The sequence below is a fragment of the Methylobacterium goesingense genome, from assembly GCF_022179225.1.
GTDB classification, from domain to species: domain Bacteria; phylum Pseudomonadota; class Alphaproteobacteria; order Rhizobiales; family Beijerinckiaceae; genus Methylobacterium; species Methylobacterium goesingense.
Map to the genome: position 1 here is coordinate 1 of NZ_BPQL01000056.1, position 22,475 is coordinate 22,475.

The following is a 22,475-nucleotide window of genomic DNA, read 5'->3' on the forward strand; positions in this document are numbered from 1 at the left end:
CATCTGACGACGGACAGTCACCGTGGCGGGTGGAATGCCTGTTCTCTGATCGGCGTCATTTCCCGGGGACGGTCGTTTCGACCGTCCCCCACTTGTAGCCTACCGGTCGGGATCGAAGGTCGGCGGGCCGAGGTGGCGGAGGAAATCCAGCTTGCCGAGCTTCACTCCGGATGTGCGCCGGAACGCGTAGGCGGCCGTGACGTGGAAGGAGAAATTCGGCAGCGTGAGGTCGGTCAGGTAGGTCTGTCCCGTGAAGCGGTAGCCCATGCCGTCGGGTAGGTCCGACGCCTAAACGTCCCATTACGGGCGATGCCCGCGTAGCCTGCTTTGGCAAGGGCAGTTCGGGATACGTCCGTCCGTTCTATGACCGGGTCGGGTGGTTATGCGAAGGTCTGCTTTCGGGCCGAATTTTTGAAAAGCGGACGCTGCATAGCACCGAGGCAAACCTTCGTAAGTGCTGACCTGTAACCTTCCAGGCACACATCGTCGGAAAGCCTTTGCGTGCCATTGACGGCGGACGCTTTGATCGCGCTCCTTATCTCCGACGGTTCCTCCCCGGAGGATCAAAAGGGAACGCGGTGAGGATGAGGTCCGAAAGGGCCTCCCCGAAGCCGCGGCTGCCCCCGCAACTGTAAGCGGCGAGCCCATCATCAACACGTCACTGGGTCTTCGGGCCTGGGAAGACGATGAGAGGGCGGTGACCCGCGAGCCAGGAGACCTGCCGTCAGTCGTGGTCACACGCGAAACGCATCGGGCGGGGTGTCCTGATGGGTGTCGAGGCGTTCGGCTGTCCTTACGGCAGGCAAGCGCCCAGGCCTCGTTCGCGGTGACGTGCCACAGACGTCGCCCGAGGCTTGTCCCGTGTCCTTCCCCTCTCGATCCGCGTGCTTGCGCACGCTCGCGCTCGCCTGCGCCTCCCTTCCCGTATCCGCCCTGGCGCAGCAGACCGCCGCCCCCTTCGCCGACGTCCCGCGCGGGGCAGAGGCGGCCGTCACGCTCTCCGAGCTTTCCGTCTCCGCCACCGGCGTGCCGACGCCCGTCGACCAGGTCGGATCGAGCGTCACCGTGCTCACCGCCGCCACTCTGGAGGCCCAGCAGCGCCGCACCGTCCCGGATGCCCTCCAGCAGGTGCCGGGCCTCAACGTCGTGCAGACCGGCGGCCCGGGCGGTCAGACCTCGGTATTCATCCGCGGCTCGAACTCGAACCACGTGAAGGTGCTCATCGACGGCATCGACGCGACCGACCCGTCGAACCCGAACGGCTCCTTCGACTTTGGGCAACTCCTGACCGACGACCTCTCCCGCATCGAGGTGCTCAGGGGTCCCCAGAGCGGCCTCTACGGCAGCGACGCCATCGGCGGCGCGATCTCCTTCACGACGAAGCGTGGCGAAGGACCGGCCAGGGCAACCGCGCGGATCGAGGGCGGCTCATTCGGGACGTTCAACCAGAGCGGCCGGATCAGCGGGTCGGAAAACGGCTTCGACTACTCGGTGTCGATCCAGCATCTCCGGGCTGCCGCAACGCCTGTGACGCCGCCCAACCTCGTCGCCCCAGGAACGACGACCCGCCCGAACTACTACGACAACGAGATTGTCTCGGCGAAGTTCGGCTACCAGTTCACCGACACGTTCCGAATCAACTCGATCACGCGGTTCATCAACTCGAAGCTGCTCTTCAGCGGCGACGACTATGGCACCTTCCCGGTGACGCTGGGCGGCCTGCGCAGCCAGGCGGACGTGCAGCAAGTCTTCACCCGCAACGAGGCCGAGTGGACACCGTTCGCCGGTTTCCACAACGTCTTCGCGATCAACTACTCGAACCTCTACAACCGCCAGGTCCAGAACGCGTACGACCCGTTCAACCCGCTCCCGACCGCCGGCCTCGGCGAGCGCACGCGGTACGAGTACCGCGGCGACTACCAGCTCTCGCCCGGCAACCTCGTTCTGTTCGGCGCGCAGCGTGACGACGAGAGCCTGTCGACCACCGATCCGAACCCGTTCGGTTCCGGCAACCTGCGGGCCAGGAACGGCAATACCGCCGGCTACGGCGAGATACAGCTGACGCCGTTCGACCGTGCCTCTTTCGTCGCCAACGTTCGCCACGACGAGAACGACGCCTTCGGACTGGCCACCACGTTCCGCGTCGCCCCGAGCTACATCCTGCCGTTCACCGACACGCGGATCAAAGGCAGCGTCGGCACCGGCTTCAAGGCGCCGACCCTGAGCCAGCTGTTCCAGAGCTTCCCGGCGTTCAACTTCTTCGCCAACCCCAACCTCAAGCCGGAAGAGAGCCTCGGCTACGATGCCGGCTTCGAACAGCCGCTCGGCGAGCGCGTTCTCGTCGGCGCGACCTATTACGCCAACGACTTCAAGAACCTGATCAACACCAACGCCAGCTTCACCTCGAACGAGAACGTCGGGCGAGCCGAATCCTACGGGGCCGAGGCCTTCGTTGCGGTCCGGTTCACCGACACGCTCTCGGGCCGGGTCGACTACACCAACACCGTGACCAAGAATGAGATTACCAACCAGGAGCTCCTGCGCCGGCCCCGCCACAAGGGCAGCGCCACCGCTCAGTGGACGCCGATCTCCGGCCTGAGCTTCAGCGGGACGGTGATCGTGCTTGGCCACTTCGTAGACGGAAACCGAGACTTCTCGATCCAGAGGCTGAAGAACCCGGGCTTCACCCTGGTCAACCTCGCGGTCAACTACGACGTGAACGAGACGGTGAGTGTGTTCGGCCGGATCGATAACCTGTTCGACCGCCGCTACGAGAACCCCACCGGCTTCCTCGGGCCGGGCCTCGCCGTGTACGGCGGCGTCCGCGTGACGACGTTCTGAGGATTGCGATGTCGATGCGATGGACGCTGGCTGCGCTAGCGATTGCGGTCTGGCCTGGTCTGTCAGGTGCGGGGTGGGCGGCAGACGAGCCGGCGCATCCGGTCCACGTCGTCTCGATGAACCTCTGCGCCGACGAGCTGGTCCTGCGGCTCGCCGACCGCGACCAGGTCACCGCAGTGACCTACCTCGCCCATGACCCGCGCAGCTCCACCGTCGCGCGGGAGGCCACCGGCATCGCGGTGACCCGTGGCCTGTCGGAGGAGATCGTCGCGCTCCGGCCCGACCTCGTCGTGGCCGGAGCCTTCACGACGCGGACCACGGTGGGCCTGCTCAAGCGCGTCGGCTTCCCCCTTCTCGAACTCGGCGTACCCAACGACTTCGAGGGGGTGCGGGCCCAGATCCGGACCGTCGCCGCGGCCCTCGGGCACCCGGCGCGCGGCGAGGCGATGGTCGCGGACCTCGACGCGCGGCTGGCGCAGGTGGTGCCGGCGGCAAAACCGTTGCGGGCACTCGTTATGCGCCCGAATGCCTTCACGGTCGCACCCGGCAGCCTTGGCGATGCGATCATCCGCGCCGCCGGCCTCGTCAACGTTGCGGCAGAACTCGGTCGCGACCGCTTCGGCCAGGTCCCGCTGGAAGCGGCGGCCTTCGCCGACGCCGACCTCATCGTCCTCGACGAGGGGGAGCCCGGCGCGCCGTCGCTGGCCGATGCCCTGCTGCACCATCCCGTCCTCGACGCGCTACGTCGGCAGGGGCGTACCGTCTCAATTCCGAACCGGCTCTGGACCTGTCCAGGTCCGCAGTTCGCCGAGGTCGTGGCCTTGCTCGCTGCGGCGGCACACCAACGGGCGGCACGATGAACGCTCCCCTCCCGCCTCCCATGCGGGTCGACCGGGCGGTCGTCGGACCCCGCGCGGTCGTCTCGATACTCGGCCTGCTTGTGCTCGTCCTGACGGTCGCGTCCATCGCGGTCGGGTATGCCCCTTTCGACGTAACGGCGGCGGCTGGCGACCTCATCGCCGGACGGGCGACCCTCCCGGCGCTGGTGCTCTGGGAACTGCGCCTACCTCGTGCCTTGCTCGGCAGCCTTGTCGGCTTCAGCCTTGGGCTGACCGGGGCGGCGATGCAGGGCTACCTGCGCAACCCGCTCGCCGATCCCGGCATCCTCGGCATCTCCTCCGCGGCGGCCCTCGGGGCCGTGGTGGTGTTCTATGGCGGCTTCGCAGCCTCGCTTAGCCTGGCCCTCCCGCTCGGCGGGATCGCCGGCGCCGCCGTGGCGGCGCTCGCCCTGAACCTTGTCGCCGCCAGAGGCGGCACCACCCTGGGATTGATCCTCGCCGGCGTCGCCCTGTCGAGCCTCGCCGGCGCCATGACGGCGCTGGCGCTCAACCTGTCGCCCAACCCCTACGCGGCCCTGGAGATCGTGTTCTGGCTGATGGGGTCGCTCGCGGACCGCAGCATGGACCATGTCTGGCTATGCCTGCCGTTGATGGCGGTCGGCTGGGGCCTGATGCTGTCCACCGGCCGCGCGCTGGATGCCCTGACGCTGGGCGAGGACACAGCTTCGAGCCTCGGCTTCCATCTGGTCTCAGTCCGTCTGCGCCTCGTCACGGGCGCGGCGCTGGCCATTGGCAGTGGCGTCGCCGTCAGCGGCGCCATCGGCTTCGTCGGCCTCGTGGTGCCCCACCTCGTGCGACCACTGGTAGGCGCGCGTCCCGGCGCCAGCCTATGGCCGAGCGGCCTCGCCGGGGCCGCTCTGGTGCTTGCCGCGGACTTGGGCGTTCGTCTCCTGGCGACGCGCCCGGAACTCAAGCTCGGTGTGGTGACTGCGCTCGTTGGGGCACCGTTCCTGATCGTGCTCCTCCTGCGTGAGCGAGGGCGCGGCGCATGAGCCTCGCGACCGCAGCCCTCGATGTCCGCCTCGGCGGGCGTGCCATCCTGTCGGATATCACCCTGTCCCTGGAACGCGGGACCCTCGTCGGTCTGGTCGGTCCGAACGGCGCTGGCAAGACCACCCTCCTGCGCACCCTCGCGGGCTTGGTCGCCCCGACCAAGGGCCGCGTAAATCTCGACGGTATGGCGCTCAAGGGCATCTCCCGCGACGCGCGCGCCAAGCGCATCGCGGTCCTTTTCCAGGGCACGGGGGCTGGTTGGCCGATGCAGGTGCGTGACCTCGTCGCCCTCGGCAGGCTGCCGCATCGACGCGCGTTCGGTGGCCTCGATGGCACCGATCACGCCGCAATAAACCGAGCGATGACACGGACCGATGTTGCGCGATTCGCCGAGCGGACCGAACCGACCCTGTCCACCGGCGAGCGGATGCGCGTGTTGCTGGCGCGGGCGCTCGCCGTCGAAGCGGAGTGGTTGTTGGCCGACGAACCGATCACCGCCCTCGACCCTGCCCACCAGCTCGACGCCATGACGCTGTTGCGGAGCGTGGCCCTGGCCGGCACCGGCGTCGTGGCCGTCCTGCACGACCTCTCCCTCGCGGCCCGGTTCTGCGACCGGATCGTGGTCCTGGGCGAGGGACGTGTCGCCGCCGATGGACACCCGGACGTTGCGTTGACCGACCGGCTACTTTCGGACGTGTTCGGCGTCACGGTTTGCCGTGGGGCTGGACCGGACGGAACCGCCTACATCCTGCCCTGGAACCGTTCGGGGCCCCATACGGAGGAGATCGATGCAGCCTTCCCCAAACAGCCCTGATGCCACCGTCGCCCTTCTGCGCGGTGCACTGGCCGATCCAACCACGGCCTGGAGCCTTGGCAGCTTCGGTGCCATCGCCGAGTTCATGCGCGATCCCGACGAACCCGTCGTGGCGCTGCCGGACGAGCGCCTGGGACTTGCGACCGCGCGCGGCGCCATCGCCCTGACCCCGAGTTCCGACCTGAGGCCAATCGCCTTTGAGACCGCGGTCGCCTCGGGCTGGAACCACGCGGTCGCCCTCTGCCTGCCGGAAGCGACATGCACGATGAACCGCAGGACCGTGGTGACGGAACTCGGGCCCGACCGGAACGCCGCCCGGGTCGAGGATCGCGACGACATCCTGTTCGACCTCGGCCTCGGCCTGCTCGCCGTGGATGCCTGCGTGCGGGTGCGCGATCCGGAGGCCGTCGAGCGGCTGCGGGCCGGCGTCGGCATGCCCCTGTTTGACCATGCTAACCCTATTGGGCCGCATCTCGTCGCCATGAGCCCGCACCGGGTGTTCCTGGCGCGGGTCGGGCGCGTCGAGGTCTATGCCCCGATCCCTGGCCCCGGCGGTACCAGTCCTGAAGGTCCGCATACGCATGTGCTGCCCAAGCTCCTGCGCAGCGGTCGGACCCATGCCGCCACGACCCCGATCCCGGCGGGCTGGGTCCCCTGCGCCGGCCTGCACCCGGCCCATCCCTACAAGGACATGATGGGCGACCGCATCGCCTTCGATACCGACCGCTACGAAGCGTTCCAGGCGATGCTCGACCATTGGGGTGATCCGGAACTCGTGGCGATCAAGCGCGGCGGGCCCGAGGCGCCCGGCGGCACGGTGTCGACCCGCCACGCCCAGGGCGCACGCCGGGTCGCCGAGGCCCAGGCTCGTTACCTGCGCGGCGAGATCATCGAGGGCTCGGCGAGCGACGACGAGGATGCGGAGGCGACGGCCTGACCGTGACCCGGACGGTGCCCGGCAGGAATCTTCCGGGGGCACCCCAGAGGGTGATCGGCCTGATCGGCTGCCCGGGCGCGGGGAAGACGACCTACGCCCGCCGCTTCGACCCTCTCGACGGCTGGGTTCACCTCACCCTCGACGACTTCCGGCAGACGCTCTGGCCGCCGCACCGGCAGGTCTACTGGGAACTGAGGCAGGGCTTACATGGCGATGCGGCCCGGGACCTCCTGCACCGGGTCAAGGAAGCAGCCTTGGATGCCGCCCTGACGAGCGCCTTCAGCGTGGTGATGGCGGACACCCATCTCACCAGACCCGTGTTCGAGCGCGAGCTCGGGATCGTCGCCCGACACGAGCTCACCGTGGAGTGGAAAGTGTTCGACGTGCCGTGGGAGGTGCTCAAGTCCCGCAACGCGGAGCGTGGTCGCGTGGACCCGTCGCATCGCCAGCCGGATGAGGTCCTCCGGTTCACCTACGAGGTTTTCCGATCCCCGGACGCTTGGTGGCGTAGCTTGCCGCCGGAGCAGGTCGAGGTGCTGAGCTGACGGACGGAGTGCGCGATCCATTCTCCCAAGTGTTGCCGGCAGGGCATAACCCCTCGTGCATTGCATTTGGTCCGTTGACGGGCATGGGCGTCGGCATGGTACCTCGGCCGTGACGGTTCCTCCCCGGAGGATCAAAAGGGAACGCGGTGCGGGGGTAGCCCCAACGCCGTGGCTGCCCCCGCAACTGTAAGCGGCGAGCCCTTCGCCACCGACGTCACTGAGCGGCCTCGCTCGGGAAGACGGTGAAGGGCAGTGACCCGCGAGCCAGGAGACCTGCCGTCAGTCGTGGTCACACGCGAGACACGCTGGGCGGGGTGCCCCGGCGGGTGCGGAAGCATGCGCGTTGCGCGTGGTTCGGCCTCGTTCGCGGTGACGTGCCACTGCCGTCGCCCGAGGCCCATCAACGTGTCCCGTTCACCGTCCATCCCGCTGATGTCCGTGCTGGCCTTGTCCTGCGCGATCCCCACCGCCGTCGCAGCCCAGGGGGCGCGCTCTGAGGAGACCGCCGTGGTGCTCGACGCGCTCTCGGTCGAGGGGACCCTCACCGCCACGCCGACCTACCGGGTGCCGGACCTCTACAGCGGCACCAAGACGATCACGCCCCGCCTCGACCTGCCGCAGCAGGTCGACGTAATCCCCCGGGAAGTCCTGATTGACACAGCCGCGACCCGCGTCGAGCGCGCGCTCGACTACGTGCCCGGGGTCGGAAAGCAGAACGATTTTGGCGCTCAGAACCTCGCCCTCTACTCCGTTCGGGGATTCGCGACCCAGGACATCTTCTTCAATGGCTTCAACATCGCCCGCGGCTACAACGGCGCCCCCGACACCCAGAACGTCCAGTCCATCGAGGTCCTGAAGGGCCCGGCCGGAGCCCTCTACGGCCGCAGCGATCCGGGGGGCACCGTCAACATCCTGACCAAGCAGCCCGTAGCGCGACCCTTCGTCGAGATGGGCACGCTGTTCGGCAGCTTCGGCACCGCCCGCACCACGGTCGATGCCGGCGGCGCGCTGAGCGAGGACGGCAGCGTCCTCTATCGCTTCAACGGCGCGCTCGCCCGCCAGGACAGCTTTCGCGATTACGTCGACGGCGACCGGGTGCTCCTGGCGCCGGTGGTGAGCTGGCAGGTCACCCCCGACACCAAGATCACGTTCGAGGCGCAGTACCTGCGCAACCGCCAGACCTTCGACCGCGGCACCGTCGCGGTGAACAACCGCCTCGGCCTCGTCCCGCGCTCACGCTTCTTCGGCGAGCCGGGCGACGATTCCGTGTCCGAGAGCGCGCTGCTGCAGGTGCGGCTGGAGCACGCCTTCAACACCAACTGGCATTTGCGGGTCGCCACGCACCTCAACACCGGTAGCCTCACCGGCCTGCAGACCGGCGCGACCGGGATCCTCGACGACGGGCGCACGCTCTTGCGCGAGTTCCGCCAGCACGACTTCACCTGGGGCGTCGCCATCGGCCAGGCCGAACTCGTCGGGCGCTTCGAGACCGGGCCCATCGCCCACACCCTGCTGCTCGGCCTGGAGCACGAGCGCTACAACAGCACCGAGAACCTGCTGCGCTCGACCCCGCGTCTCGACCCCTTCGCCATCGACCTGTTCAACCCGGTCTACGGGCAGGCCAAGCCTCCGTTCACGCGCCGCTACAGCGCCAGCGAGAACGTCGGCAACACGGCGGTCTACCTCCAGGACCAGATCGCCCTGAGCCCGGAATGGAAGCTGTTGCTGGGCAACCGCACCGACTTTTACAACCAGACCTTCCGCGACAAGGTCGCGAACGAACGCACCGAGCAGGACCGTACCGGCTTCTCGCCGCGGGCCGGTCTCGTCTACCAGCCGCTGTCGTTCCTGGCGCTCTACGGCAACGTCGCCGCCTCGTTCCGCCCCAACACCGGCTTCGATAGCGCGTCGCGGCCCTTCGCGCCCGAGACCGGGTTCGCCTACGAGGTCGGGACCAAGCTCGACCTGTTCGACGGCCTCAGCGTGACGGCCGCCGCCTTCCACATCGAGAAGGAGAACGTACTCACCACCGACCCGGCAGACTTCTTCTTCCAGATCGCCGCCGGGGCGGTGCGCAGCCAGGGCTTCGACGTCAGCCTGGTTGGGCAGGTCACGCCCGAGTTCCGGGTGATTGGCGGATACGCCTTCATCGACGCGGCGGTCACCCGCGACGAGGTGCTAAGGGTCGGATCACCGCTGCTCAACATTCCACGCCACAGCGGCTCGCTGCTCGGCATCTACGAGGTCCAGGCGGGCGACTGGAAGGGTTTTGGGATCGGCGGCGGGTTCCGCGCCATCGGCTCGCGGCTCGGCGACAGCGGCGTCGAGAGCTTCCGCTTGCCGGGCTACGTCTTGACGGACGCGCTGGCCTACTACCGCTACGAGAACCTGCGCTTCGGGCTGAACGTCGACAACATTTTCGACGAGACCTACTACGAGCGCTCCTACAACACCTTCTGGGTCGGCGTCGGTGAACCGCGGCGCGTCACCGTCAGCATGACGGCGCGGTTCTGATGGGCGAGCGTCCGGAGCCGCCAGAGGCGTCGGTCAGTCTATCGCCCCTGTCCGCCCGCATCGCCTCCATCGATGCCCTACGCGGACTGGTGATGGTACTGATGCTCCTCGATCACCTGCGCGAGACCTGGTTCCTGCACGTACCCGTGGCCGACCCGGTCGACGCACGGGCTGCCCTGCCGGCCGTGGCCCTGGCCCGCCTCCTCGTCAGCCTGTGCGCGCCCATCTTCATCGCGTTGACCGGCGTGGCTGCGTACCTGTTCGGTACCAGGCATACACTGGCGGAGACACGGGCCTACCTGCTGAAGCGTGGGCTCGTGCTGATGGCGCTGGAGGTCCTCTACCTCTCGGAACTGTACTGGGGCGTCGCCAGTCCGACGCTCTGGCTGCAGGTGATCTGGTGCATCGGCGTCTGCATGATCGTCCTGGCGGTGCTGGTCGGCCTTCCACGCCCTGTCCTCCTCGCGGTCGGACTGCTGATCGTCGGTGGCCACAACCTCCTCGACCCGATCCACCTCCAGCCTCACCAACCGTTCTTCCCGGTCTGGGCGATGCTGCACCAGCGTGACGTCATCGCGCTGCCGTTCGGGCTGGTCGCCAAGACGACCTATCCCGTGCTCCCGTGGATTGGCGTGATTGTGCTCGGCTACGCGGTCGGCCCGTGGTTTCTGCCCACCGTCGCGGCGCAAACCCGCGAGCGCCGGTTTGTGGCTCTCGGCTGCGGGATGTTCATTGCCTTCGTGATCCTACGTCTGGCGAACGGCTACGGCGACATGCCCTGGTTCGCCGTCGAGGGCGACGCGCTTCGAACCACGATGAGCTTCGTTTCGCTGACGAAGTATCCCCCTTCGCTGCTGTTCCTGCTGCTGACGCTCGGGATCGGGGCGCTGCTCGTCGTCGCGCTTGAACGAAGGCGCGACGCCCCAGTCGTCGCGGCCTTAGCAGTGTTCGGCGGTGCGCCGATGTTCTTCTACTTGCTCCACCTGACGATCCTGCGGCTCCTGTATCACGGTGCCGCCGCCATCTGGGGCCCGACGCAGGGCAGCGTGTTCGGCGTGGCAGATTACGGCTGGGTGCTGGTCTGGTACGTCGGCTTGGTCGTGCCCCTCTACTGGCCGACGGCCTGGTTCTCGCGCTTCAAGGCATCCCGACGCGAGATCGCCTGGCTCAGGTATCTCTAGTGGAGGAAATCTGACGGATAGAACCCGTTCCCTGGGCCCACTCCCGGCCCCTTGCCGACCCTCAGAAGGTCCGCGCCCAGCCTGTTGAGGCAGAGGTCAACGACTGGGTTGGGTGGAAGCGGCGAGACCGTTTTCGGTCGCCAAATGCTTCAAGCGGACATCAACATCGTCCGCTCAACAGGATCTCGGCGACTTCGGGCACGTCTCGGGTCGCCCGCTCGCACAACCCGGAAAGGTCTGCACCGGAGAAGGCGTGCATGTAGAGGGGGTGGAGGGCCATCTCGACGAACCGCACCGCCGTCGGGGTGGCCTCGGCCAGCGCTGCGTCGGAGGCATCCGTCGCCAGGCATTCGGCGATGCAGCTGACGCACCCCCCGAAACCGATCCGGAATCCCTCACGACCGAGCTCGGGAAATGCCTTCGCCTCGGCGATGGTTAGGCGCATCAGGGCGATGCTCTCCTCGGCAAGGGTGAGGTTCGCGAGCTCGATGCCGACCTGGACGAGACGCTCCTTCAACGACCCACTCGTGGGCACGATGGCCATCCGGGCCTGCAACACGTCGACGTAGCGGAGCACCACCGCCGAGAAGAGGGCCTCCTTGGTCGGGAAGCGCCCGTACAGCGTCGTCTTGCCCGTGTGGGCGAGCTCCGCAATCTGGTCGACCGTCGTGCGACCGAACCCCTGCTCCAGGAACAGGGACGAGGCGACAGTGATGATGCGTTCCTCGATCTGCCCGGCCTGGTCGGCGCGCGGGCGTCCACGCCGCGGGCGGTCCGGCGACGAATGGACGGGGGTACGCTTGCCGGATTGGTCCAAGATCGGAGCCGATTTCGCTGGGGGACGCATGCACCGAAGGTGGTGCGTGCGAACGGCCAAGCCAAGGCGTCCCGCACGGCCGTCCATCTGTGATGGTGAGCGGCGAGCGACCTGCGCGAGGGGGCGGAGCGCCGGCCGGTCGCCGTCATCACGAGGCCGAAGGCCCCGTGATCCCTATCGCCCGAGTGCTAGGCGGCCTGCTTGCCGACCGCGGCCTCGGCGGCCTTTGCGTAACGCTCTTCCAGCGCCTTGCTCTCCTGGCCGAGGCGCTCGAACTCCTCGGCCTGCTTCGAGAGGCCGAGTGCCTTCGCGTAAATCACGTGGCACTGGAACGCTGTGGCCACGTAGGTCAGGCCGGCTCGGGCACCGAAGCCGATGGCGACGTCGCGTGTCTCGTCGTCCTGGGCAGCCTTGACGGACATCTCAGTGCCTTCGGCGATGCCGGCCTGGATACGGTCCTTGAAGTCGTTCGGCTGGGTGTCGAGCTCCTTGAGGAAGTCGATCATCGCCTGCTGCTGGCGGCCGCACAGCGCCGCGCCTTCGCCGGCCAGCTTCTTGAACTCCGGATCGGTGAACTGCCCCTCGGCCTGCGAGGCTGCCGCCTTGCCCTGCTCAGAGGCCGAACGGTAGGCCTGGAGGCCGGCGATGTACCAAGTCTTGATCGTCTCGCGGGACATTCGAACTGCCTGTCTGTTGGGTCGTGTGGTCCGCCACGCCGGGAGCGGAGCGGTCCGCGCACCATACTTGGAGCATTAAAAGGACGATGTCGTCCTATTATGAGAAGTCGCGTTTCGGCCCATGGTTCCTGGCCGGTTCCGGTTTTTCGATCAGGTCCGTCAGCCGACGATGGCGTCGTTGAGGTAGGCCACGAGGGGCTGGGCCGCCGCGAAGGTCTCGACGACCACATCGAGGGCGTCGTCACCCTGGACTTGCTTGTTCGTCAGTTTGCGGTTGGCGCAGAACCCCTTCAAGCGCAGGTACTCGATGGCCGGGTGGTCGGGATCGTACCCCTGAGGCGCCCGCTTGAGCTCGCCAGGGCTCGTCAGCCCGTCGGGGAACATCGCCTTCATCTCGCGGGACTCGACGACACCGGTCCATTTCGGCACCGAGGCCGCGATCCGCTTGCGGATGTTGTCGAGCGCCTTCGGCTCGGTCGTGAAGATGCCCCCACCCGCGTAGCAGGCCCCGGGCTCGACATGGAGGTAGTACGAGGCCGACCCCTGGTAGTCGCCGACACCGTTGAGCATCACGAACAGGTCCGTCTTGTACGGCGGCTTGCCCTTGGCGAAGCGCATGTCCCGGTTGATGCGGGTCACGCACTTCGTCGGCTCGGCGTTCGCCTTCTTCACCTTGGGATCGAAGCGTGATGCCGCGTCGATCAGGAGACCTGCCACCTCGACGAGGTTGGACTTCGCACGCTCGTAGTCGTCCCGATGTTCCTCGAACCATTCCTTGTCGTTGTGGGCCGCGATGCCCTTCAGGAAGTCGAAGGTGTGCTTCTCAATCATCTGGGGGCATTCCTTTCGCCGAAATCGAACGATGGGGTTTCGTGAACAGGACGCGCCCCGAGCGCGGGTGACTTCGCCCCCCAAGCCGCGCGAGCCGCGCGAGCGGCGGCCAGGTGGTCGACCAGGGGCGGCGGCAGGGGTGATGCGGGATGCAGCCATGGCTCGTGGGCGAACCCGGCCGGAAGGCTGGCCAGTTCGGGCAACCAGGCGCGGACGTAGCTCTCGTCGGGGTCGAGGTCGCGGCCTTGCTTGACCGGGTTCAGGATGCGCGGCCCACGATCCTGATTGACCCGGCCGTCGTTGATCGCGACCTGGAGCCAGGTGATGCCGGGCTCGTAGTCGTCGAACAACTCCGCCAGTACCGTTCCGACCTCGAACGGAGGCAAGCCCAGGAGCTGCACCGCATAAGAGGCGGCAAGCTGACGGAGGCGGAAATTGATCCAGCCGGTCGCCTTCAGCTCGCGCATGGCCGCATCAGGCATGGGGATGCCGGTGCACCCGTCCCGCCAAACTTCGACCCTGCGCCGCATCTCCGGCGTGATCGGGAGCGGACGCAGATCGTCCTCATAGCGGGAGAAGGTCGTCAGGAAGCCGGGACGGTAGCGGACGCGCCCCTTGAAGGCGCCGAAGGATTTCCCCGCGACTGTCCGGGCCTGACCCGGGTTCGCGCGATGCCAGGCGCGTTCCGCCGCCTCCGTTTCGGCCCTCGCCCTGTCGCTGGACAAGGTGCCCGCCGCAAAGTGGGTCGATAGTAGGCTTGTGCTCAGCCGGTCTCGGCCCGGCATCCACATGCTGGCCAGGTAATCCCGCTCCGGCAGGACCCTGAGGAAGGCCCGCAACAAGGCTATCGGGTGATCGTCCGGCAGCGCCCCCGGTGCGACCTCGACCGCATCGGACAGGAACGGCACGTCGGGTCTAGCTCCGCCCGCTCCCTTGCGACGGATCATCTCGCCGTTGACGGTCAGCAACGGGATGCAAGCCGCCGCCAACTCGTCCGCCCATCGCCGGTGATGGGCAAGTTCCGCGGCCATGCCATCGGCGGCGTTGCGGATGACCACGGAACATCCATGCCGCCGACAGGCCGCCGCGACGGACGTGTCGTCACCAGGGCCGCGCACCTCGAAAGGTATGCCTTTGGCCGAGAAATGCGCCTCAAGTCGCGCCTCGGCTGCCTCCTCAAGGGCGCGCCGATGCGGAGTCCGCCTGGGTCGCCCCCGCCCCTCCGGGGCGATGCGCAGCACCGTGAAGCCCCCGTAGCCGGTCATGGCCCGCCGGAGGGCAAGGTTGTCCTCAAGCCTCAGATCTTCGGCAAGCCAAAGAAGGACCCTGCAATCGGATTGTCGGACGGTCGTAGCATGCATCGGAATGAAATAGGACGATGGCGTACTATTTCAATATCGGGGTCGCAGGTAGAATGCGGATCGTCCGCTTCTTGCCCAAAAGCTAAAGTCCGGGCCTGTCCCGAGCCGTAGTGGCCGGACGGCCGACGGACGACCGCTTATGGGAAGCGCTGATGACGAGTTTGGCGGCTGGGTTGGGTCGGGACCCGTCCGTCCGCTCTACGACCGGGTTGGGTGGAAACCGGCTCGTCCGCTTTCGAGAGAACAGGCCAAGTAACTGCCGTTTGCCGGTGGCCATTCTTCACAGAAGCTTGGCTGGTTGCCTGTTCAGATAAGGTGACCAGTAGGATTTCTCCGATGAGGAAATGCCACGCGAGCAAACACAATCCGGGGCTGCAACCAGCGCTCAGATGGGTTCGATGTCGTGCTTTGACACCTCGCGAATTAAGAGCCTTAAGCCGAAGCACCTTTGATAATCTTGGCATGAGGCGAGGGTGCAGAGAGAACCAGCTCGCAATCGACTCAACGGGATACCGAGGAGCGTTCAGCCAACGACGATGCGCAATCCCGGCTTGTCGACGGGGCTCACTCCGCCGGATGCTGCCGCCCGGGTTTGATTGCGTCCGCCGGCCTTGGCCTCGTACAGCGCCGCGTCGGCGCGGCGGTAGAGGTTAACACCGTCGGAGGTGGCCGAGGCCAGGCCGATGCTCACAGTGACGGCACCCGGCCCAATGCCGGCCGAACCTACCCCCAACTTCGACACCTGGGCATGCACCTCCTCTGCCACCCGCAAGGCGCCGGCCTTGTCGGTGCCAGGCAGCAAGAGTACGAACTCCTCACCACCGACTCGACAGGCAAGATCGGAAGGTCGATGCACGCTCGCGGTAAGGCAGCGGGCTACGCCCTTCAGAACCTCGTCGCCAACGGCGTGACCGTAGCGGTCGTTGAAGCGCTTGAAGTGGTCCGCATCGATAACAAGCAGGGAGAGCGGCTCTCCCGTTCGCCCAGCCTCTGCGCAGGCTCGGGCATACGCCTCCTCGAAGCGGCGCCGATTAGCCAATTCGGTCAGGGCATCGGTCTGTGAGAGCCGGGCGAGTTCCACCTGCATGGCGGCACGTCGGCGAAGCTCTCGTCCGAAGAGAAGGGACAGGATCACGGTCAGGCCGCACAGGACCAGCACGAGCGAGCCGATCACGATCGCCTTCGCCCGCCATTCAGCCTCGACCTCGTCGACCGAGAGCGCCACGTTCAGGATCAGCGGTAAGTCTCCCACGCGGCTGAAGGTGTAGAGCCGCCGGACGCCGTCGCGGACGGAGATTTCGGCGAACGTGCCAGCTCCCTCGCGCGCGAAGCGGTCGAAGGTTCGGGAGCCCGCGATATTCACTCCAACGTCGGTCTCCAGGTAGGGGTGGCGGGTAATGCGGGTGCCGTCCTTTAGGTAAAGGTTGATCGCGCCATCTCGTCCAAGGCCGATCTGGTCAAACAGACGACCGAAGTAGGACAGCTTGAGGCTGCCCAGCACCAACCCACCAAAGGAGCCGTCGGGCTTGTCGATGCGCCGGCTGAAGTTGACCATGCGCTCGCCGGTCAGACGAGACACGATGGGCCGCCCGACGTACAGGCCGAGACGCCGGTTCGCTTTATGGGCCTGGAAGTAGTCGCGGTCAGCGTAGTTGCCCTTCCGTGGCGGTGAAGCTGCGGCATCTTCCACTACGTCGCCGTTCTCATCGAGGACGAACATAACGCCCAGGTCCTTGGCGGTCGCGGCGCGGTCAAACAGGACGAGTTGGCGCAAAGCCGGATCGAGCTTGGCCAAGCCCGGCACACGCAGGTTGTCCTGCACAGCCTGGAGTGTCAGGTCGATGACCTCGACGTTGCGAGCGATATCACGTTCGATGACCTGCAGCAGGTTGCGGGAGGTCTGCTCGGCCTTGTCCCAGGCGTCTCGTCGTAGGTCGACCAGCATCAAACCCGAGACGACGAGCATGCCGATGGGCGCAAGCACGCCGAGCGCGATCCACGTCTGGGCGGAGCGAAGCGATTGCGCAAGACGGGGCGGCAGGGACATCGACGGCCTTTCGCAACCATGGCTTTCCTGGCCTGGTATCTTGTACGCGCAGGCCTACCGAGGGTTTGCGTGTATCGATAAAAAATTTCCTCTTGCGACCTATGGAAAACGGTTCTTGACAGGTCGTGAATACTAGGGCGTTTGCAGCGAAAAGTCTGTCAGGTTAAAAATTTGGCAACGTTCTCGATCTAAGGTGTCTTCGTTCGTCACGGCGGCATCGCCAGAATGCGCATACGGTGAGTTCGGTGGGTTCGTTATACCCGTCACACCGTGCCCGGTTCAAAGATTAACGACGATGCGGACGCGGAACCACAATGTTGCGCGCAACGGTTCCCGTGACCGAGGATTCTTTATTGCGAACCCCGAGTCGGCCAGGGTCCTATCCCGCCGCCCGCCTACGGCCGCGGCGTTTCGAGGCTGCCCGGCGCAGGATGCGCGACAACGCCTCGACCGAGTACGGCTTCTGCAGGAGCTCGAAGCCGTGGTCAGTCTCCTGCGCAAGGACGTGACTGTAGCCGCTGGTCAGGACCACCGGCAGGCTCGGATAGAGCCGCCGGATCATACGGCCTAGCTCGACGCCGGTCATTCCTGGCATGACCACGTCCGAGAACACCACGTCGTAGACGCCCGGGTTTCCGGCAAGGGCTGCGAGCGCCTCGTCGCCGTTCATGACCCAATGGGTTCCGTAGCCCAGCTCCTGCAGCATCTGGGTCGAGAAGGTGCCGACCTCGCGATTGTCCTCAACGACCAGGACCCGGGTACCGCGCCCATCGACCACCGCGTCGACCTGAGCCGTTTCTATCTCCTCGTTCTCACTTACCTCTGCCCTCGGGAGGTAGAGCGCGAAGGTGGTGCCGCGTCCGACCTCGCTCTCGACCACGACCTCGCCTCCCGACTGCTTGGCGAAGCCGAACACCTGGGAGAGCCCAAGGCCGGTGCCCTGGCCAACCCCTTTGGTGGTGAAGAACGGCTCGAAGATCCGGTCGATTTGGTCCGCCGGGATGCCGGAACCCGTGTCGGTCAGCGCAATCCGGACGTAGTCCCCCACCAGGGCGGAATGGGACCGCAACGCCGGTACGCCCCCCACCTCCTCAACCGCGATGTCGAGACGACCTTCGCCGTCCATCGCATCGCGGGCATTGACCGCCATGTTCACCAGGGCGGTATCGAACTGGCTCGGGTCGGCATTGATGTGGCAGGGCTCGTCGCCGACATGGATCGCGACGACGATGCGGGCTCCGGTGAGGGTCTCCACCATCTCGCCGATGGCCCTCACGCTCCGCCCGGCGTCGAACACCTCCGGTCGAAGCGCCTGCCGCCGGGCGAAGGCCAGGAGCTGTCCGGTCAGCTTGGCGGCCCGATCCACGGTATCGGAGATCGCGCCGATGTAGCGGACCCGCCGGTCCTCGGAGAGGTCGGGCCGCTTCAGCAGGTCGGTCGAGGACTTGATCACGGTCAGCAAGTTGTTGAAGTCGTGCGCGACGCCCCCGGTCAACTGTCCGACCGCCTCCAGCTTCTGCGACTGCCTCAGCGCCTCCTCGATCTGAAGCAGGCTGGCCGCGCGCTCCTTCTCCTCGGTGACGTCCCGGGACACGCAGTAAAGCAGTCCCTCAACCGGCACAGCGGTCCATGACAGGGTGCGGTAGCTGCCGTCGCGCGCCCGGAATCGGTTCTCGAACGCCAGCGTCAGGCCACCGGCCGCGAGACGGGCGACCTCTGCCCGGGTCCGCTCGCGGTCGTCAGGATGTTCGAGCCATTCCGAGGTCTTCCCGACGATGTCGTGGTAGTCCCATCCCAGGATGCGCTGCCAGGCCGGATTGATGCTCACCCAGACGCCGCTCGCGTCGGCGACGCCGAGCATGTCCCGGCTCACGTGCCAGATCCGGTCGCGTTCCTGCGTGCGCTCCGCGACCTGGGCCGCCAGCGTCTCGTTCATCGCCTGCAGCGCTTCCTGCGCCCGGACACGTTCGACAGCGTCCCAGATCCGAGCCGAGACATCCTCGACCAGAGAAACCTCGGCGGCCGTCCAGACCCGCGGCTCACTCTGGTTCACGTAGACGACCGAGCGCAGGCGTCCCTCGTGGACCTGCGGCACGGCGATCAGAGCCGCTATGCCGAAGGCGTCCACCCCCAAGCCGGCGGTGTCCGTGTCGGCTTCGACGTCGGAATAAATCGACGTTCGGCCTGCCCTGAGGTTGGCGATGTTTCCCGGTCCGAATGCGTCGAGCGGGTAGGTGTCGGCCAAAGCCGCGACGCCGTCGACGTATTCGGTACCGAGGGTGGCGGACATGCCGTCCTCCTCGACGAAGCCGTAGCCGACCCGGCTGGCGCCGATGTGCTTGCCGAGCGCATCCACCGCCGCCTGCATCCTGTCGCGTGGGCCGCCCTGCTCGCGCAGCGTGTCCGTGAGGTCGAGCAGAAAGCGCTGCCGGGCTTCGGCCGCATCCCGCTCCGAGACCCGCAGCTCAAGCTCTGCGTTCATCTCCCGCAGGCGACGCTCGACCAACCTGCGGCCGGTGACATCGGAGACCGTCAGCACGGCCCCGGCGACCTTGCCGCCATCGAACACGGGAGCGTTCGAGCAGATCACCTCGATGGGCGTGCCGTCGCGGCGGAAGAACGTGGCATCGCGCTCACGGAGGGTCAGCCCCTCGCGAATCGCCTGGACGAAGCCGCATTCGGAGGACGGAAACGGACGCCCGTCAGGATGGTGATGATGGGCCGCCTCGTGCAGGTCCTGTCCGACCAGGGCGTCCGCGTCCCAACCGAGCAGGTCGTGCGCCGTCCGGTTGGCGAAGGTGACGACGCCATCGACGTCAAGCTGGAATACGGCCTGGCTGACATGGTCCGTGACCGTCTGCAGAAGGTCGGTCTGCCGCTGCAAAGCCTCGGCCGCGAGGTGCTGCCCGGTCCTGTCCCGAAGGATCTTCAGGTAGCCGACGTGGCTGCCGTCGTCGGCGAGGAGCTGGATCATCTCGCCCAGGGCAAAGAAGCGCGACCCGTCCTTGCGCACGTGCCAGCGCTCGTCGAAGCCGCGTCCCGCCTCGCGGCTCGCCCTCATCTCGCGCTCGGGCACGCCGTTCACGACGTCCTCGTCGGTAAAGAAGATCCGGCCCGGCTTGCCGAGCATCTCGGCCTCGGACCAGCCGAGGATGGCTTCGGCGCCTGCGCTCCAGCGTGTCACCAGGCCATCGAGGTCGGTGGTCACGATGGCATAGTCCAGGGCACTATCGAGAATCTGACGATGACGGGTGTCTGCGTCGCGGCTTCTCATCAGGGCCTCGTCGCGCGCAACCATCGACCGACGCAGTTCCATCTGCGCCATGACTTGCCGGGCCAGCGCCTCAAGGGCTTCGGCCTGCTCCGGCGTCAGCCCCTCCGGGCGCGGCTTCACGTCCATCACGCCGAGGGCCCCGAGCGGCAGGCCCTCGGGCGTCTCCAGGCGGGCGCCGGCGTAGAACCTGAGACGGGGCTCGCCGATGACCAGGACGTTGTCCCGCGTGCGGGGGTCGGCGGTGAGGTCCGGGATGACCAGCAGGCCGGGCTGGCGCAGGGCATGGACGCAGATCGATTGCGCCAGCGGGGTCTCAAAAGGTTCGAAACCCACGCGGGCCTTGAACCATTGCCGGTCGGCGGCGACGAGGTTTACCAGGGCGACTGACATTCCGCAGATCCGCGAGGCGAGCAGCACGATGTCGTCGAAGCCCCGCTCCGCCGGCGTGTCGAGGATGCCGTAGCCGTCGAGGACCGCGAGCCGGGCGGGATCGCGTGCGGCTTCCACGCCGCCGGTCTCAGGCGCGGTCATTGACGGCCATTGAAGATGCCGGGGCAACGGCGCTGCGCGCGGCCTTTGCATCTTCTCGCTCGATCATGTGTCGGAGCGCGGTCCGCACGACCTCGCTGACGGAGGTGAATTCGCCTCTCGCGACCAGATCCTCGACGTAGGCGATCAAGGGTTCGGTCAGGGCGATGTGTCGGGAATGCTTCGCGGCCATGCCGGCCCTTACCAGCTGCAGCGAGCGGTGTCGCACAGGCGACACCCACCTCACGCGAAGGTGCGGGCGCCTGATGTCGCACCGAGACCATGAATTAGCGCGGTCACGGTTCGTATACGCGGGCGTCCGCGTGAGCAGGACCCAACCAACTGTTTGGGACACGCAAAACAGGGCGTCCGGGATCGTGCCGGTTGACGACCGTGCCCCGACGACACACGGCGCATGTAACTGGATTGAATATGGAGCAATAGGATCGTCAGACGCCCAAGCCGTATCAGACCACGGCCAGCCATCCGGGAAAGGATGCCGTCCCTCACGCGGGGATGCGAGGGTAGTATCGGTTCAACGGCTAGCGAGCACTTTGTGCCGCATTGCAGCATGGAACGCGGGGCAGCCTCGCGTCACACGGCATGCCGGGCCGTCCGGCATGACGGTGTTAAAGGGCAAAGGCCCGCCGCAGGGCATCGGCATCATAAGGCTTCTTGACCACCGGCACCGTGCCGAGGTCGGACGGGATACGGAAGCTCTCGCCGTAGCCTGTCGCGAAAGCGTAGGGGATGCCGAGTTCGGCCAAGCGACGCGCCACAGGGATGCTGGTCTCTGAGCCAAGGTTGACGTCGAGGAGGGCCCGGTCGGGCGGGGAGGCCTCGATCAGGCGCAGGGCGTCTCGGGTGGATGCTGCCATGTCGACGGTCTCAGCGCCGAGCGCGGTCAGCACTTCCTCGGCTTCCAGGGCGATGATCATGTTGTCCTCGACGACCAGGACCGTGCCGGTCAGTTGCAGAGGGATCAGCGGCTCCTTGCGCCTCACGGGGGACGCGGAGGCTGGCGGTGCAGCCCGTAGGTACACGGGCGGCAAAGAGAAGCGGGCCTCGACGCCTGTGAGCTCGTAGCGGATCTCGGCCTCGCCCTGGAGCTCGTACGGGATCGACCGCTCGATGATGGTGGTGCCGAAGCCACGCCGCTTCGGAGCTTGCACCGTCGGTCCTCCGCTCTCGCGCCAGTGCAGAACGAGGTAATCGAGCGCGTCGCGCTCCCAGCGGATGTCGACCCGGCCGTGCCGGTCGCACAGGGCGCCGTACTTGGCCGAGTTCGTCATCATCTCGTGGACGACCAACGCCATCGTCGAAAATGCCTGCGGCTCCAGGAGGACGTCGGCACCGTCCAGCACCAGCCGGTCGGCCTTCTCGCCGAGATAGGCACCGGCCTCCAGCAGGATGAGGTTGCGGAGGGAGCCGGGGCCCCAGTTCGATGTGGTGATCTGGTCGTGCGCCCGGGCAAGGGCTTGGATGCGGCTGCCGACCAGGGCCGCGAACTCCTCGCCGCTGAGCTCACTCGATCGGCTCTGCGTGACCACGCCCCGGATCAGATTGAGGATGTTGCGGACCCGGTGGTTGAGCTCTGCGATGAGAAGCTCCTGCCGCTCCTGAGCGCCCTTGCGCTCCTTCTCGGCCGAATCCGTGAGCCTTAGGATGACCTCAAGCAGGGTGACCCGGAGTGCTTCGGCGGCCCGTAACTCGACCTCGGCCCAGGGAAGGGAGCGCCCGTGCACGACCTCGCGCCAGGCCTCGAAGCTCTTGCGCGGGGTCAGGCGCACGCCGTTCGTTCCCGGGATGGCCGGCTTCTCGGGATTGCCCGCCCAGGTCACCGTGCGCGAGACCTCGGAGCGGAAGAACACGAGGAAGTCGCGCGGGGTGCGGGAGACCGGGATGGCGAGCATGCCGGCGGCGCGTTCGGTGAAGTCCCGTCCGGGCTCGTGCACACGCCCGATCTCGTCGATGGCATAGGGTCGGCTCGCCGCCGTCCGGTTGAGGAAGCGCACGAGGCCGGCGAACTCCTCTGCCGTCGGCGTCGCGCCCTGGAGCGTGACCTCGCCATTGACCCAGAGCCCGATGCCGTCGCAGGGCACGATGCCGGAGAGCTCGTCGAGGAAGCCGGAGAGCTCCTCAAGGCTGGTCCCGCCTGAGGCGAGCGCGCTCATCAGGCGGGTGTGGATTTCGCGCGAGCGGCCCTCCTGGGCGGC

17 protein-coding genes and 2 riboswitches are annotated in these 22,475 nt (G+C 67.0%); of the genes, 8 read left to right on the forward strand and 9 right to left on the reverse strand.

Going from position 1 to position 22,475, the window contains the following annotated elements; translation table 11 throughout:
* Positions 1-99: 99 nt before the first annotated feature.
* Positions 100-267: a DUF1993 family protein gene (locus MFF30_RS10785; protein ID WP_238279377.1), complete on the reverse strand. Its 168-nt coding sequence runs from the start codon at positions 265-267 to the stop codon at positions 100-102.
* Between the two features lie 261 nt (positions 268-528).
* Positions 529-740: riboswitch (cobalamin riboswitch) on the forward strand.
* Positions 741-888: 148 nt separating this feature from the next.
* On the opposite strand from MFF30_RS10785, the gene MFF30_RS10790 reads away from it, so the two are divergent.
* The 8 genes from MFF30_RS10790 (at position 889) to MFF30_RS10825 (ending at position 10,724) form a co-directional block, all read left to right on the forward strand.
* The gene (locus MFF30_RS10790) at positions 889-2,841 is read left to right on the forward strand and encodes a TonB-dependent receptor plug domain-containing protein (protein ID WP_373320881.1); all 1,953 of its coding nucleotides are present in this window, start codon (positions 889-891) and stop codon (positions 2,839-2,841) included.
* Positions 2,842-2,849: 8 nt separating this feature from the next.
* Positions 2,850-3,701 (forward strand): ABC transporter substrate-binding protein, encoded by an 852-nt coding sequence (locus MFF30_RS10795; protein ID WP_056162295.1) that lies wholly within the window; start codon positions 2,850-2,852, stop codon positions 3,699-3,701.
* Positions 3,698-4,732 (forward strand): FecCD family ABC transporter permease, encoded by a 1,035-nt coding sequence (locus MFF30_RS10800; RefSeq protein WP_238279380.1) that lies wholly within the window; start codon positions 3,698-3,700, stop codon positions 4,730-4,732. Before MFF30_RS10795 ends, MFF30_RS10800 begins: the two co-directional genes overlap by 4 nt.
* Positions 4,729-5,547, forward strand: a complete 819-nt coding sequence (locus MFF30_RS10805; protein WP_056162287.1) for an ABC transporter ATP-binding protein — start codon at positions 4,729-4,731, stop codon at positions 5,545-5,547. Before MFF30_RS10800 ends, MFF30_RS10805 begins: the two co-directional genes overlap by 4 nt.
* Positions 5,522-6,484: a DUF6925 family protein gene (locus MFF30_RS10810; protein WP_147833503.1), complete on the forward strand. Its 963-nt coding sequence runs from the start codon at positions 5,522-5,524 to the stop codon at positions 6,482-6,484. The genes MFF30_RS10805 and MFF30_RS10810 overlap by 26 nt, the downstream gene beginning before the upstream one ends.
* A 2-nt stretch (positions 6,485-6,486) precedes the next feature.
* The gene (locus MFF30_RS10815) at positions 6,487-7,029 is read left to right on the forward strand and encodes an AAA family ATPase (RefSeq protein WP_238279381.1); all 543 of its coding nucleotides are present in this window, start codon (positions 6,487-6,489) and stop codon (positions 7,027-7,029) included.
* Positions 7,030-7,125: 96 nt separating this feature from the next.
* Positions 7,126-7,324: riboswitch (cobalamin riboswitch) on the forward strand.
* Positions 7,325-7,434: 110 nt separating this feature from the next.
* Positions 7,435-9,543, forward strand: coding sequence for a TonB-dependent siderophore receptor (locus MFF30_RS10820; protein WP_238279382.1), 2,109 nt, complete (start codon positions 7,435-7,437; stop codon positions 9,541-9,543).
* Entirely contained in the window at positions 9,543-10,724 is a 1,182-nt protein-coding gene (locus MFF30_RS10825) for an acetyltransferase domain-containing protein (protein ID WP_056162279.1), read from the forward strand. The genes MFF30_RS10820 and MFF30_RS10825 overlap by 1 nt, the downstream gene beginning before the upstream one ends.
* A 160-nt stretch (positions 10,725-10,884) precedes the next feature.
* Here MFF30_RS10825 and MFF30_RS10830 read toward each other — a convergent pair whose 3' ends face one another.
* The 8 genes from MFF30_RS10830 to MFF30_RS10865 all read right to left on the reverse strand — a co-directional run.
* On the reverse strand, positions 10,885-11,541 hold the full coding sequence (locus tag MFF30_RS10830) for a TetR/AcrR family transcriptional regulator (protein ID WP_056162276.1): 657 nt from the start codon (positions 11,539-11,541) through the stop codon (positions 10,885-10,887).
* A gap of 188 nt (positions 11,542-11,729) precedes the next feature.
* A complete protein-coding gene (locus MFF30_RS10835) occupies positions 11,730-12,218 on the reverse strand; it encodes a DUF892 family protein (protein WP_056162272.1) in 489 nt (162 codons plus the stop codon).
* A gap of 159 nt (positions 12,219-12,377) precedes the next feature.
* Positions 12,378-13,049, reverse strand: coding sequence for a DUF2461 domain-containing protein (locus MFF30_RS10840; protein WP_056162270.1), 672 nt, complete (start codon positions 13,047-13,049; stop codon positions 12,378-12,380).
* Positions 13,046-14,410 carry an FAD-binding domain-containing protein gene (locus MFF30_RS10845; RefSeq protein ID WP_283205886.1) on the reverse strand — a complete coding sequence of 455 codons (1,365 nt, stop codon included), beginning with the start codon at positions 14,408-14,410 and terminating at the stop codon, positions 13,046-13,048. Before MFF30_RS10845 ends, MFF30_RS10840 begins: the two co-directional genes overlap by 4 nt.
* A 523-nt stretch (positions 14,411-14,933) precedes the next feature.
* Positions 14,934-16,457 (reverse strand): sensor domain-containing diguanylate cyclase, encoded by a 1,524-nt coding sequence (locus MFF30_RS10850; RefSeq protein ID WP_238279384.1) that lies wholly within the window; start codon positions 16,455-16,457, stop codon positions 14,934-14,936.
* 379 nt (positions 16,458-16,836) lie between these two features.
* Entirely contained in the window at positions 16,837-20,238 is a 3,402-nt protein-coding gene (locus tag MFF30_RS10855; RefSeq protein ID WP_238279385.1) for a PAS domain S-box protein, read from the reverse strand.
* A gap of 10 nt (positions 20,239-20,248) precedes the next feature.
* Positions 20,249-20,452, reverse strand: coding sequence for a ribbon-helix-helix domain-containing protein (locus MFF30_RS10860; RefSeq protein ID WP_238279386.1), 204 nt, complete (start codon positions 20,450-20,452; stop codon positions 20,249-20,251).
* A 436-nt stretch (positions 20,453-20,888) separates the two neighbouring features.
* Positions 20,889-22,475, reverse strand: a 1,587-nt coding sequence (locus MFF30_RS10865) for an HWE histidine kinase domain-containing protein (RefSeq protein WP_238279387.1), incomplete at its 5' end; no start/stop codon positions are given.